Below are 12,512 nucleotides of genomic sequence, written 5' to 3' on the forward strand. Positions count from 1 at the left end.
CGCAGCGCAATGCGGAGCCGGCGCGAGGTGGAGGCACCTCCTCCGGTCAGGCCGACTCTCGCTGAACGAGGGTGGTCGTGAGAATCGGCTGCCGGTCTACTTCGCGCCCCTGCACGACCGCGAGGATGGTCTCTGCGGCGACCCGCCCCATGTCCTCCAGTGGCTGGCGGACTGTTGTGAGTGTCGGATCCATGGTCGTGGCGATTGCGACGTCGTCGAAGCCAATCACGGCGACGTCGGACGGGACGCTCCGGCCGGCAGCCTGGAGGACCCGAATCGCTCCGTTCGCCATCAGGTCGGAGGAGGCGAAGACGCCGTCGAGGTCCGGATATCGCTTGAGGAGGCGTGCCATCGCTGCTGAACCGCTCACAAGAGTGAACTCGCCATGCACGATCGGGCTGGGGTCGATGCCGAGCTGCGCGAGCTCGTCCCGCCAGCCCCTGATGCGGTCGCGGGCGGGCTCCATATCGCGCGGCCCGGCGATGATGCCAAGCCGGCGCCGTCCGGCGTCAGCCAGCGCCCGCGCCGCGAGCCTGCCGCCTCCATAGTTGTCGGAGTCGATGACGATCGCGTCGGGGGCGAGAGCGACGCGGGGGCGCCCAACCCACGCGATCGGCACGGGGGAGTCGACGAGCGCCTCCGCGAGATGGGTGATCTCGTGCTGAAGGATGATGATCGCACCGTCTATCGCCCCCGAGCGCAGAAACCGCGGGATGCGGTCTCCCTCATCGTGGTCGGCCGGCAACAGGACGGGTTGGACCTCGCCGGCGTAAAGGCCTTTCGCAGCGCCCTTGAGCACCGAAGTGAAGAACGTACCCGTCAGGCTGTCCAACTCATTGAAGGCGACGATGAGCGCGATCGCCCCCGCGCGTCCGCCTCGCAGCATACGGGCGGCGCTGTTGGTCTCATAGCCGAGCTCCTTGGCGGCATGCTCGACAGCCGCCGACATCCTGGCGTCGACTTTCGTCTCGCCCGCGAGTACCCGCGCGGCGGTGGCGCGGGACACGCCCGCAACCCGGGCAACATCCACCAGCGTGGGTCTTGTCATTGCGCATCCTTCTGAGGGGTTGTCGACGATGGGGCTCGTGGGTCGACGGCAGGCCCGGGAGCTTCATGCTTCGATCTCCGGATTTCTGCGAGAACCAGCACTCGTCTGCCGAGCCCTTCCAATTGACGAAACTTTCCAGTCTCAGTATAGAGATCGATACTCCGGGTCAGCCAAAGGCGGCCTGATCCGCTATTGCATGGCGGCGACCCGCAGGCTACCGTTGTCGCCAGAGATCGTTCTCTAGGCTGGAGTTTGAAGCTCTGGATCCCCTTGCAAGTCCCGACGTAGAGGAATTGTCGTGAAAAGAAGCTTGACGGCGATAGTCGCCACAGCAGCAGCACTTGCCGTCGCTCTGACCGGATGCTCGTCCGGCGGCGGTGGCACACCGAAAGACCCGAACGCCGAAGTCTCGTTCTGGTCCTTCACAGGGATCAACGCGAAGGACGGCGTCAACGAGTACGTCAAAAAGGTGCCCGACGCGAAGGTCAAGCTGACCGAGGTTGGCAGCACGACCGAGACCGCGACCGCCCTCACAGCCGCGTTGGCCGGGGGAAAGGTCCCCGACCTCGTCATGATCCAGAATGACGACTTGCCCAAGTTCGTCGAGAACAGCTCCAACTTCCTCGACCTGCGCACCCTCGGCGGCGACGACATCGCCGATGACTACCTCGGCTGGGCCGCCGATGCCGCGACCGCGACGGACGGCTCGGTCATCGGCATCCCGACGGACGTCGGTGGACTGGGCTTCGCGTACCGCGCCGACCTTTTCAAGCAGGCCGGTCTGCCCACAGAGCCCGACGAGGTGGCTGCCATGTGGAAAGACTGGCCCTCATTCATCGCAATGGGCGAGAAATACACGGCAGCCACCGGCAAGCCGTTCGTCGACAATATCGAGACCAGCGTCTTCTTTTCGACCGTCAACCAGGTTAGCGAGAAGTACTATTCCCCTAAAGGCGACCTCGTCTACGACACGAACCCCCAGGTGAAAGAAGCATTTGACGTTGCCGTGAAAACCCATGACGCCGGCATCAGTGCGGGCATTGCCGCGTGGTCCTCGGGCTGGGCTCCAGGGCGGGCGAACGGTGCCTTCGCTGTGACCATCGCACCCTCATGGATCCTCTCGGGCATCAAGACCGACGCTCCCGACACCGCGGGCAAGTGGCGCATCGCCAGTGTGCCCGGCATTGGCGGCAACTGGGGTGGCAGCGTTATCGCAATCCCGGCCCGCGCCGAGCACCCCGAGGCCGCCTGGCAGTACATCAAAACGATGATGTCGGCCGAGGGCCAGGCGGACCACTTCGCGAAGTCGGGCACCTTCCCGGCCGCGACCTCCGCTGTCGAAAGCCAGGCGGTCCTCGACTATACCGACCCCTTCTTCGGAGACTCGAAGATTGGAAAGGTCATGGCCACTTCCGTCCAGAAGTTCCCGTCGTTCTACAACGGCCCCGACACGACCCCGATCAACGGCGCGCTCCTGAACACCCTTGTCCAGCTGGAAGCCGGCGGTGTCACCTCGGATAAGGCCTGGACGACCGCCCTCGACACGGCCAAGCAGGCCATCGGCGGCTGACCGTCCCACCCACCTGAGTGGCCCGGCGCGGACAGCGCCGGGCCGCACCCATCGACGGAGGTACCACCCGTGTCAACGGCGACAGCCACTCGTTCCCGCAAACAGCGCAAAGCCCCGATTCAGGAAGCCATGCGGATCCGCTACTCGCTCTCAGAGCGAGTCGCTCCGTACGCGTACGTCGCGCCCTTCTTCATCATCTTCATTGTCTTCGGACTTTTCCCGCTTCTCTTCACCTTCTACGTTTCGCTGTTCGACTGGAATCCCATCGGAAAGCAGACCTTCGTCGGCCTCGCGAACTTTGAGAAGCTCTTCGCCGACGGACGTTTCTGGAATGCGCTCCTCAACACATTCGGGATTTTCCTGATCTCGACGATCCCGCAGCTGATCCTCGCGCTCTTTCTCGCGCACCTGCTCAACCACGCGCGTCTCCGCTGGGCGAACTTCTTTCGCATGGCCCTGCTGGTGCCATACATCACCTCAGTCGCAGCGACAGCGATCGTTTTCGCGCAGATCTTCGACAGGAACTTTGGCCTCATCAACTGGGTCCTGGGGCTGTTCGGGCTCCCGTCGGTGAACTTTCTTGCGACCAACTACGGTTCCTGGATCCTCATCTCCGCGATGGTCATGTGGCGCTGGTTCGGATACAACACGCTGCTCTACCTGGCCGGGCTGCAGTCGATGCCCCGGGAGATGTTCGAGGCGGCCTCCGTCGACGGCGCCACGAGCTGGCAGCAGTTCAGGCACCTGACGATCCCGTCGCTGCGCCCCATCATCGTCTTCACGGTCATCATGTCGACCATCGGCGGACTGCAAATCTTCACGGAGCCGCTTCTCGCATCGCCCGAATCAGGCCTCACTTGCGGCGCGGGCCGACAGTGCCAGACGCTGGCCCTCTTCCTCTACGAGCAGGGCTTCGGCCTATATAAGTTCGGTTACGGTTCAGCGATCGGCGTCGTCCTGTTCGTGATCGTCGTTCTGGTATCGCTCCTTAACTTCTTCCTGTCCACACGTACGAGAAAGGCCAGCTGATGTCCGATGTGATCGATCAGGTTATCCCGCAGGCGCCGACCACACGCGGAGCCAAGCCGGCCCGCCTCCCCAAGCGTTCCGGCACAGGCGGTAGAGTCGGCTGGCCCGTGTACGTGTTCCTCGCACTCGCCGTCGTCGTGTCAGTGTTCCCGCTGTACTACATGTTCGTCATTGCGTCCGCCGGAGCCACGGCCGTGACCTCGATCCCGCCACGAATGTATCCGGGCACGCAGTTCTTCGACATCGCGGCCAAGGTGTTCGACACCGTCCCGTTCTTCGCCTCGCTGATCAACAGCGTATTCGTCTCGCTCACGATCGCCGTCGTTTCGGCGATCATGTGCTCTATGGCGGGTTTCGCTTTCGCCAAACTGCAGTTCCCCGGCCGGAATCTGTTGTTCCTCATCGTCCTGCTGACCATGACCGTCCCTGCGCAGCTCAGTGTGATTCCGCAGTATCTGATCGTCTCCGGGCTCGGCTGGGTCGACACGCTGCAAGCAATCATCGTGCCCGGGCTGGCCAGCGCGTTCGGCATCTTCTGGATGCGCCAACACATGGCGACCACCGTCAGCGACGAGCTCATCCAGTCAGCCCGCCTCGACGGTGCCAATTCGTGGCAGCTGTTCTGGGCGATCGCGTTCCCGGTTGTTCGCCCGGCAGCGTTCGTCCTGGGCCTGATCACGTTCACCGGGGTGTGGAATGACTTCATGTGGCCGTTCATTGTCCTCAAATCACCGGAGCTGTTCACTGTGCAGATCGCCCTGAAGCAACTCCAGGCCAACCGCACGATCGACGTGGCTCTGGCCATGGGCGGATCATTCCTGGCTACACTGCCTCTGCTGGTCGTGTTCTTTTTCGTCGGCCGGCGCATGGTGTCGGGGATCATGGACGGGGCGTTCAAGGGCTGATGCCGCACGACACCTCCACCACACCAACCGATACTCCCGGCGAGGGCTGGCGGGACCGGTCGCTCCCTCCCGGGGAACGTGCTCGCCTGCTCACCGCCGAGCTGACCCTTGAAGAGAAAGCGGCCCAGCTCGGATCCGTCTGGCTTACCGATTCGGCAGACGACTTCGCGCCAAAACTGGAGGGTGGTCCCGAGACCGCCGCCGATCCGTTCGAGGGCGGCCTTGGCCAGCTCACTCGGGTCTTCGGCACGGAACCGGTCACCGTCGCGGAGGGAGTGCGCCGCCTTCGCGAACTGCAGGAGCGTGTCGTCGCCTCCAACCGCTTTGGCATTCCTGCGATCGCGCACGAAGAGTGCCTCACCGGGCTTGCAGCCTACGGCGCGACGGCGTTCCCCACGCCCCTCGCCTGGGCGGCGACGTTCGACGAGGAACTGGTCCGCCAGATGGCGGAAGCCATCGGCTCCGACATGCGCGCACTCGGCATCCACCAGGGACTCGCCCCCGTGGTCGATGTTGTGAAGGACTACCGCTGGGGCCGTGTTGAGGAGACCCTCGGTGAGGATCCCTACGTCGTTTCGCAGCTCGGTGCCGCGTACGTCGCCGGGTTGGAGAGCGCGGGGATCATTTCGACGCTGAAGCACTTCGCCGGATACGCTGCATCCCGCGGAGCACGCAACCACGGCCCCGTCAGTATGGGTATGCGCGAGTTCGAAGACACAGTACTGCCTCCATTTGAGGCCGCACTGCGGTACGGCGGAGCCCGCAGTGTCATGACGTCCTATACAGATATCGACGGGGTCCCCAGCAGTTCAAACCGCTATCTGCTGACGACCTTGCTGCGCGAGCGATGGGGCTTCGAGGGCACGGTGGTTGCTGACTACTGGGCCGTGCCCTTCCTTTCCGCGATGCATCACGTCGCGGTGGACACGGCCGACGCCGGCCGGCTTGCCCTGCGAGCAGGAGTCGACGTCGAGCTTCCGCGGACGGCAGCCTACGCCGAGTTGCCGCGTCTGATCCGGGAGGGCGTAGTCGATGAGCGCGACCTTGACCGCTCGGTGCAGCGCCACCTTCGGCACAAGTTCGAGGTGGGACTGTTCGATGACTCGCCGCTTGTCCCAGCCGAGGCTGAACGCGTCGATCTGGACAGCAGCCCTAATCGGGAAATCTCCTCCCGCATCGCCGAGGAGTCGGTAGTGCTGCTCCGCGATGAGGAGGCGCTGGCGCTTCTCAACTCGGGGAAAATCGCGGTCCTCGGCCCGGCGGCGGACCAGTTCCGCAGCCTCGTCGGATGCTATGCGTTCCCCAACCATGTGCTGTCGAAACACCCCGGACACGACCTCGGCATCAAGATTCCGACGGTGCTGACCGCTATCCGCGAGGAGTTCGGCACGGACCGCGTACGATTCGAGGCCGGTGCTGACATCACCTCCGCCTCCGCCTCCGCCTCGGCCACCGCCTCGGCCACCGCCTCGGCCACTCGCGCCGCAGCCGTTGCGCTCGCTCGCGACTGTGACGTGGCAGTTGTGGTCGTCGGTGACATTGCCGGGCTGTTCGGCGATGGTACTTCAGGTGAAGGCTGCGACGCCGCGGACCTTCGGTTGCCCGGCGGACAGGACGCTCTCGTCTCGGCCGTCCTCGACACCGGAGTGCCGACCATTTTGGTCGTCTTGTCCGGTCGCCCGTATGCCCTCGGCGGCTACGGGAAGGCACGTGCCATTGTCCAGGCGTTCTTCCCCGGAGCCGACGGCGCCGCCGCGGTTGCCGGAGTGCTCTCCGGCCGTGTCCCGCCAACAGGACGCCTGCCCGTGCAGATCCCGCGCTTTCCGTCAGCCTCGGCGACATACCTGCAGCCGGCGCTCGGGCTCTCGAACCCCGCGATCACCGCACTGGACAACACGCCGCTTTACCCGTTCGGGTTCGGGCTCACACGGGGCGCGATAGTCTACGAAACAATCACCGCCGCCGCGACCCTTGACACTGAAGGCTCGCTGGACGCGGCCGTGACGATTCGCAACGACGGCGACAACACCGTCGAGGTCGTCCAACTCTACGCGGCCTTCCCGTCGGCGCCGGTGGTTCGCCCGGCCGTGCAACTCATCGGATTCGCCCGGATCTCGATCGGGTCCGGTGAATCGCGGACGGTTTCCTTCCACCTGAACGCTGCCCGGCTCGCTATCACCGGCGAAGACAGGGCGCTAGGAGTGGACCCCGGGCCGCTGCGGCTCATCGCCGGCCCGTCGGCTGCGGAGGCCGCGGTGACGGCTGATGTGAGTATCGTCGGCGAGCGGCGACTGCTCGCAGAACGCGCGCTGCGCACGCCATGGTCGTTGGGGGCCCCGATCACCTAACTTCTCATGCCGGTCACCCCAATCGCCTGCTCCTGCGGTCAACGGTGCAGGCGGCGCCAGCCCCCTGTTACCTAAGATGGACGAATGGCGCGCTCGGCAAAACCAGAACGCAAGGCTGAGCTGCTGTCCGCGATCCTTGACTATCTGATGGACAGAACCCTGGCAGAACTGACCTTCCGGAGCCTGGCGGAGGGACTTGGCATCAGCACGTATGTCCTGGTGTACCACTTCGGCAGCCGGGAGCAGTTGGTCAACGAGATCATCCACTCGGTCGAGTCCAGGCTGGACAGTATCCGCAGCGCCGATATCCGGGATATTGACCGGGAGTCCTGGAGGACGTACCTGCTGGACTCGTGGCAGTGGACCATGGTGCAGCGGAACCGGCAGCTTGCCAGGCTTGAATTCGAGGCCACGGCGCAGGACATTGTGGCGGCCGAGCCCCGGGGCACGTCACAGGAGAATTTCCGGATGCTCCATCAGATGACCAGGGACTGGCTCGTGGTCCAGGGCATCCCGGACGAGTTTGCAGACACGGACGCCAGGCTTTTCACCTCCACCTTTTACGGCCTGCAGTTCGACTATGTGGTGATGAACCAGGCCGAGGCCGCAACCAAGGCCTTTGAATTGATGCTGACTGTGTTTTTCAACAATCTGGAAAGCCGCCTGGCCGCGGCGGCGGGCCAGGAGCCGGCAGGAGAGCCCGTGACCCCAAGGGCGCATGGTCAGGGCGCAGCGTGACGGCCGACCCAGTCCACCAGCGGGCGGAGCTTCTCCCATAGCGAGGCGATTTCCTGCGCTGCCTCCGGAGTGTCCAACCACTCAGGTTGGCCCAGCTCCATGCCGACCGACAGGGACTTGTGCTTGAGCAGCTCTCCGCGTGGATGGTCGCGGTCGTAGCCCCGTGGCACGGTCTTCAGTTTTTCGCCACCGATGGCGAAGCCAGCCGCGGCCACAGCGTCGATGATGTGGCGGAGGGGCTCACCCGTTCCGGAGGCGTCGACAGAGTTGCGGAACCTGACCAGCTGCGCAGGGGAATGGGAATGATAGCCCCCGCCTACCAACAGGCCGTCGGCGCTCAATTGCAGATAGTAGCCCACGCCTTCCTGGGCTGATGCGAAGGCGCCCTGTGCTGTCTTGTACGGCGATTTATCCTCGGAGAAGCGAATATCCCGGTTGGGCCGGAAGATCTTGGCCGGTCCGAAGCGCGGTTCCAGCTCCGCGAACAATGCCACCAGGGGATCCCGGACCAGGCTGTTGTAGCTCTCCTTGTGCTCCAGCCACCACTCCCGGTTGTTGTTGTCCTCAAGCTCTGCATAGAACGCGAAGGCTCCCGCTGGGATGCCCTGGAATGTAGTCATGCAGCGATCCTATGGACCGCACCGGCCCGCGGCTACCATGCTCAGCCCTTATGTGGAAAACACCCCGCCCCGTCACGGAGTCCGTGGCGGGGCGGGATGTTCAGGTTGGCGCAGGGCCAACCGGTGCAACAGTAAGGGACTAGCCGATCTTGTTGGCGGCCTCAGCCTCGGAGGCTGCGGCGGGAGCAGTACCAAGGTTGGCGCGCAGTTTCGCACCGAGTTCGGCGTCGACGTTGGTCCAGTACTGGATGGCGCGTTCCTTGATGTCGGCGCTCTTCACGCCGCCCACGGCACCGGTGATGGTGTCCAGCAGGCGGGCCTTGGCGCCGTCGTCGTAGACCTCGCGGTACAGCGTGCCAGCCTGGCCGAAGTCGCTGTCCTCAGCGTGCAGGGTGTGCGCGGAGAGGGTCAGCTCGCCGTCGTTCTCCCAGCCGCCGCCAGCAACAGCAGGCTCAACAGCAGCCGGGCCGCCAACGGAGTTCGGCGCGTAGACCGGGACCGAAGGAGCGTTGAAGAGGTAACGTCCTGAGCCGTCCTGGCTGTAGTTGTTGACCTGGTTCTTCGGCTGGTTGACCGGGATCTGGGCGTGGTTGGTGCCTACGCGGTAGCGGTGCGCGTCCGCGTAGGAGAAGATGCGGGCCTGCAGCATCTTGTCCGGGGAAGCGGCAATGCCCGGCACGAAGTTCGACGGCGCGAAGGTGGCCTGTTCGATCTGCGCGAAGTAGTTCTCCGGGTTCCGGTTCAGCTCCATCGTGCCCACCTTGATCAGCGGGTAGTCAGCGTGCGGCCATACCTTGGTGAGGTCGAACGGGTTGAAGCGGTACGTCTTGGCGTCCTCGTAAGGCATGACCTGGACGTGCAGGTCCCAGGACGGGAGGTTGCCGGCGTCGATGTTCTCGGCCAGGTCGCGGATGTAGAAGTCCGCGTCGGAGCCGGCAAGCTCGGCGGCTTCGTCTCCGGAGATGGTCTTGACGCCCTGGTTGGACTTGAAGTGGTACTTGACCCAGAAGCGCTCGCCCTCGGCGTTGATCCACTGGTAGGTGTGCGAGCCGTAGCCCTGCATTTCGCGCCAGGAAGCCGGCAGCCCGCGGTCGCCCATGAGCCAGGTGACCTGGTGCGCAGACTCAGGGGAGAGGGTCCAGAAGTCCCACTGCATGTCGGCGTCGCGCAGGTGCGTGCCCGGGAGGCGCTTCTGGGAGTGGATGAAGTCCGGGAACTTGATGCCGTCGCGGATGAAGAAGACGGGGGTGTTGTTGCCTACGAGGTCGTAGTTGCCCTCGGAGGTGTAGAACTTGACAGCGAATCCGCGGGGATCGCGCCAGGTGTCCGGGGAACCGTTCTCGCCTGCGACGGAGGAGAAGCGGATGAGCATCTCAGTTTCGACGCCCGGCTGCAGGAACGCGGCCTTGGTGTAGGCCGAGATGTCCTCGGTTGCCTTGAACGTACCGAACGCGCCGCCGCCCTTGGCGTGCACTACCCGCTCCGGCACCCGCTCGCGGTTGAACTGGGCGAGCTTTTCCACCAGGTAGTGGTCAGTCAGGATGATGGCACCGTCGGCACCAACTGACTTGGAATGCGCGTCGGAGGTGACGGGCGCACCTGACTGGGTGGTTGAAATTGCAGTCATGTTTCTCCTATTTCTCGATTACTTGTGATTGACGTTGGGGAGGAAGTTTCTGGGACTGCTGGCAGTCCTGGCAGATGCCCTGGTACATGACGTCTGCGATCTGGATGGTCATGGGACGCGAGTTTTTGTCCCAGTGCGGTGTCAGGCAGGGGGCGTGGCCGACGGCGCATTCCACATCCTCCACGCGGCCGCAGCTGACGCAGATCGCGTGGTGGTGGTTGTCACCTACCCGTGTTTCGTACAGGGCGGGGGAATGCGGCGGCTCGAAGCGGCGCAGCATCTGCAGATCGGTCAGGTCTCCCAGGACGACGTAAACGGACTGGGCGGTGAGTTCGGGGAGTTCGGCGCGGGCAGCAGCCAGGATGCTCTCCGCCGGGGAGTGCGGGTGATGTTCGACGGCGGCCAGCACGGCGAGCCGCTGTTTGGTCACCCGGCGGCCGTGGGCACGCAGGGCGGCAGCCCAGGCATCATGGCCTCCAAAGTCTTCCGTCATGACTCCATTGAAGCACTTATTATGAATATCTCACAATAAGGCTTGGCTAACCTCTTGCGGGCTAAGATTTTGAGTGAGACCGATCCGGGGAGTTGGAGGGGTGAACGTGCACAAGCATTACAACGGCCTGAAGACGGCGGCGCTCTTCGGCGTGCTCTGGGCTGTCCTGTTGGGCCTGGGCGGACTGATCGGGATCAACACCCGGAGTTCAGCGCCTATCTGGATCATGGCTGTCCTTGGCGTGGTCACCACGTTCTACGGATACTGGAACAGCGACAAGATCGCCATCCGCTCCATGGCTGCGTATCCGGTCACCGAGGTGCAGGCGCCCAATCTGTACCAGATAGTCCGCGAGCTGTCGGTCCGCGCAAACCAGCCGATGCCGCGCATTTATCTCTCGCCCACCATGAACCCCAACGCCTTCGCCACGGGCCGGAACCCCAAGAACGCGGCGGTCTGCTGCACCGAGGGGATACTGCAGCTGCTGGACGCCCGTGAGCTCCGGGGTGTCCTGGGGCACGAACTTATGCACGTCTACAACCGGGACATCCTGACGTCCTCGGTGGCAGCGGCAGTGGCAGGCGTGATCACCTCAGTGGGCCAGATGCTGCTGTTCTTTGGCGGCGACCGCCGCAACTCCAACCCGTTCGCGATGCTGGCGATGGCGCTGCTCGCGCCCTTTGCGGCCTCGCTGATCCAGCTGGCCATTTCCCGGACCAGGGAGTTCGACGCCGACGAGGACGGTTCGCAGCTCACCGGCGATCCGCTGGCGCTCGCCTCAGCCCTGCGCAAGATCGAGCAGGGTGTCAGGATCGCGCCGCTGCCGCAGGACCAGAAACTGGTGAACACCTCGCACCTGATGATCGCCAGCCCATTCCGTGGCGGTGCGATGACCAAGCTGTTCGCCACCCACCCGCCGATGAAGGACAGGATTTCCCGGCTCGAACGGATGGCGGGACGGCAGCTGAACTGAGGTTGACTGACAAACAGGCCTGCCGCCGTCGTACCCTTCCTTACCGTTAATGCAGCTGAACTAGCTGCGGAAGTTCACGAACTGCAGGTCGGCCTCGTCGAAGTCCTTCAGCAGTGCCATGGTGGCCTGCAGGTCGTCGCGGGACTTGGACGTGACGCGCAGTTCGTCTCCCTGGATCTGGGACTTGACCGACTTCGGGGCTTCGTCGCGGATTAGCTTGTTGATCTTCTTGGCCAGGTCCTGGGCGATGCCCTCCTTGATGGAGGCCTCCAACCGGTACTCCTTGCCGGAGGCGAAGGGCTCACCGGCATCCAGGGACTTGAGCGAGATGCCGCGGCGGATCAGCTTGGACTGGAGGACGTCCAGTACGGCCAGGACCCGTTCCTCCGAGTTGGCCTTCATGAGGATCTTCTCGCCGCTGAAATCAACCTCCGCGCCGACGCCCTTGAAGTCGTAGCGCTGGGCCAGTTCCTTCTGCGCCTGGTGCAGTGCGTTCGCGACTTCCTGCTTGTCCACTTTGCTTACGACGTCGAATGTTGACTCGCCTGCCATGACTCTCCTTGTGCTGGTGGGTGCCCGCTCGGGCGGTGCCTCTGAGGTTGCGCCTCTGAGTTTGCGCCGGTACAAGGGGCGTGGATACCTGCATTCCAGCCTAGTACGGATGCCTGCCTTGTGAACTTGTTTCGGTGTTCACAGTTCGTTCATAGCGGAAGCACGGCGGGAACGAAGCTCGGACGCGGAGAGTTGGACGAGTTGGAAGACGCCTGAAGGGAAAGAAGATGCACCGCAAAGCCGTCCGTTACGTCACCCGCACCACGTCCGCTGCCGCAGGGGCCGTTGCCACTGCAGCCACCTCAGTCGCCGCGGCAGCGCTGGCAGCGTCCATCATCCTCAGCCCGGTGGCCGACGCTTCCGCGCGCATGGACGGCGTGAGCGAGGACCTGCTGCGGGCGGTCCAGCTGAATCAGATCACCGAGGAGCAGGCAGTGAAATTCGAGGCCCGGCTGGCAGGCCGAATCCTCGGCGGCGCCTGATTCCTGCCCGTACTTCAGGGCTTTTTGGAGCCGCGAAGCCCCGATTCGATTCTTCGGCGGAAGTTCTGTAAAGTTGTCTTGCCCGCGGTTACTGGAAGCGGAACGGCCCGGAAACGGACGTTCCGGA

At 64.1% G+C, this 12,512-nt stretch carries 12 protein-coding genes; 7 read left to right on the plus strand and 5 right to left on the minus strand.

Annotation, left to right across the window (positions count from 1 at the left end; translation table 11 throughout):
• Positions 1-46 precede the first annotated feature (46 nt).
• Positions 47-1,048 (minus strand): LacI family DNA-binding transcriptional regulator, encoded by a 1,002-nt coding sequence (locus QFZ40_RS04070; protein WP_306903007.1) that lies wholly within the window; start codon positions 1,046-1,048, stop codon positions 47-49.
• Between the two features lie 298 nt (positions 1,049-1,346).
• On the opposite strand from QFZ40_RS04070, the gene QFZ40_RS04075 reads away from it, so the two are divergent.
• From QFZ40_RS04075 to QFZ40_RS04095, 5 genes are all read left to right on the plus strand, one after another.
• Positions 1,347-2,618: an extracellular solute-binding protein gene (locus QFZ40_RS04075; protein WP_306903008.1), complete on the plus strand. Its 1,272-nt coding sequence runs from the start codon at positions 1,347-1,349 to the stop codon at positions 2,616-2,618.
• Between the two features lie 69 nt (positions 2,619-2,687).
• Complete coding sequence (locus QFZ40_RS04080; RefSeq protein WP_306903009.1) at positions 2,688-3,647, plus strand: carbohydrate ABC transporter permease; 960 nt, start codon at positions 2,688-2,690, stop codon at positions 3,645-3,647.
• Positions 3,647-4,552, plus strand: coding sequence for a carbohydrate ABC transporter permease (locus tag QFZ40_RS04085; protein WP_306903010.1), 906 nt, complete (start codon positions 3,647-3,649; stop codon positions 4,550-4,552). The genes QFZ40_RS04080 and QFZ40_RS04085 overlap by 1 nt, the downstream gene beginning before the upstream one ends.
• On the plus strand, positions 4,552-6,900 hold the full coding sequence (locus QFZ40_RS04090) for a beta-glucosidase family protein (RefSeq protein WP_306903011.1): 2,349 nt from the start codon (positions 4,552-4,554) through the stop codon (positions 6,898-6,900). Before QFZ40_RS04085 ends, QFZ40_RS04090 begins: the two co-directional genes overlap by 1 nt.
• 84 nt (positions 6,901-6,984) lie before the next feature.
• Positions 6,985-7,638, plus strand: a complete 654-nt coding sequence (locus tag QFZ40_RS04095; RefSeq protein ID WP_306903013.1) for a TetR/AcrR family transcriptional regulator — start codon at positions 6,985-6,987, stop codon at positions 7,636-7,638.
• Here the strand turns inward: QFZ40_RS04095 and QFZ40_RS04100 are convergent.
• The 3 genes from QFZ40_RS04100 to QFZ40_RS04110 form a co-directional block, all read right to left on the minus strand.
• Complete coding sequence (locus QFZ40_RS04100) at positions 7,623-8,258, minus strand: DUF2461 domain-containing protein (RefSeq protein ID WP_306903014.1); 636 nt, start codon at positions 8,256-8,258, stop codon at positions 7,623-7,625. The two genes, QFZ40_RS04095 and QFZ40_RS04100, sit on opposite strands and share 16 nt — an antisense overlap.
• A 139-nt stretch (positions 8,259-8,397) precedes the next feature.
• Positions 8,398-9,885 (minus strand): catalase, encoded by a 1,488-nt coding sequence (locus tag QFZ40_RS04105; protein ID WP_306903016.1) that lies wholly within the window; start codon positions 9,883-9,885, stop codon positions 8,398-8,400.
• A gap of 7 nt (positions 9,886-9,892) precedes the next feature.
• Complete coding sequence (locus QFZ40_RS04110; protein ID WP_306903017.1) at positions 9,893-10,378, minus strand: Fur family transcriptional regulator; 486 nt, start codon at positions 10,376-10,378, stop codon at positions 9,893-9,895.
• A 106-nt stretch (positions 10,379-10,484) separates the two neighbouring features.
• Between QFZ40_RS04110 and htpX the strand changes: the two genes are divergently transcribed.
• Positions 10,485-11,351, plus strand: coding sequence for a zinc metalloprotease HtpX (gene htpX, locus QFZ40_RS04115; protein WP_306903018.1), 867 nt, complete (start codon positions 10,485-10,487; stop codon positions 11,349-11,351).
• Between the two features lie 60 nt (positions 11,352-11,411).
• Here the strand turns inward: htpX and QFZ40_RS04120 are convergent, their stop codons facing one another.
• The gene (locus tag QFZ40_RS04120) at positions 11,412-11,903 is read right to left on the minus strand and encodes a YajQ family cyclic di-GMP-binding protein (protein WP_306903019.1); all 492 of its coding nucleotides are present in this window, start codon (positions 11,901-11,903) and stop codon (positions 11,412-11,414) included.
• 227 nt (positions 11,904-12,130) lie between these two features.
• Here QFZ40_RS04120 and QFZ40_RS04125 point away from each other — a divergent pair, with 227 nt between their 5' ends.
• Positions 12,131-12,385 carry a hypothetical protein gene (locus QFZ40_RS04125; RefSeq protein ID WP_306903020.1) on the plus strand — a complete coding sequence of 85 codons (255 nt, stop codon included), beginning with the start codon at positions 12,131-12,133 and terminating at the stop codon, positions 12,383-12,385.
• Positions 12,386-12,512 lie beyond the last annotated feature (127 nt).

The sequence above is a fragment of the Arthrobacter pascens genome (assembly GCF_030816475.1).
GTDB classification, from domain to species: domain Bacteria; phylum Actinomycetota; class Actinomycetes; order Actinomycetales; family Micrococcaceae; genus Arthrobacter; species Arthrobacter pascens_B.

Bases quoted from the DNA above. Each gene is read 5' to 3' on its own strand.
- QFZ40_RS04070 (WP_306903007.1), bottom strand. From the start codon at position 1,048: ATGACAAGACCCACGCTGGTGGATGTTGCCCGGGTTGCGGGCGTGTCC.
- QFZ40_RS04085 (WP_306903010.1), top strand. From the start codon at position 3,647: ATGTCCGATGTGATCGATCAGGTTATCCCGCAGGCGCCGACCACACGC.
- QFZ40_RS04090 (WP_306903011.1), top strand. From the start codon at position 4,552: ATGCCGCACGACACCTCCACCACACCAACCGATACTCCCGGCGAGGGC.
- QFZ40_RS04095 (WP_306903013.1), top strand. From the start codon at position 6,985: ATGGCGCGCTCGGCAAAACCAGAACGCAAGGCTGAGCTGCTGTCCGCG.
- QFZ40_RS04100 (WP_306903014.1), bottom strand. From the start codon at position 8,258: ATGACTACATTCCAGGGCATCCCAGCGGGAGCCTTCGCGTTCTATGCA.
- QFZ40_RS04105 (WP_306903016.1), bottom strand. From the start codon at position 9,885: ATGACTGCAATTTCAACCACCCAGTCAGGTGCGCCCGTCACCTCCGAC.
- QFZ40_RS04110 (WP_306903017.1), bottom strand. From the start codon at position 10,378: ATGACGGAAGACTTTGGAGGCCATGATGCCTGGGCTGCCGCCCTGCGT.
- QFZ40_RS04120 (WP_306903019.1), bottom strand. From the start codon at position 11,903: ATGGCAGGCGAGTCAACATTCGACGTCGTAAGCAAAGTGGACAAGCAG.
- QFZ40_RS04125 (WP_306903020.1), top strand. From the start codon at position 12,131: ATGCACCGCAAAGCCGTCCGTTACGTCACCCGCACCACGTCCGCTGCC.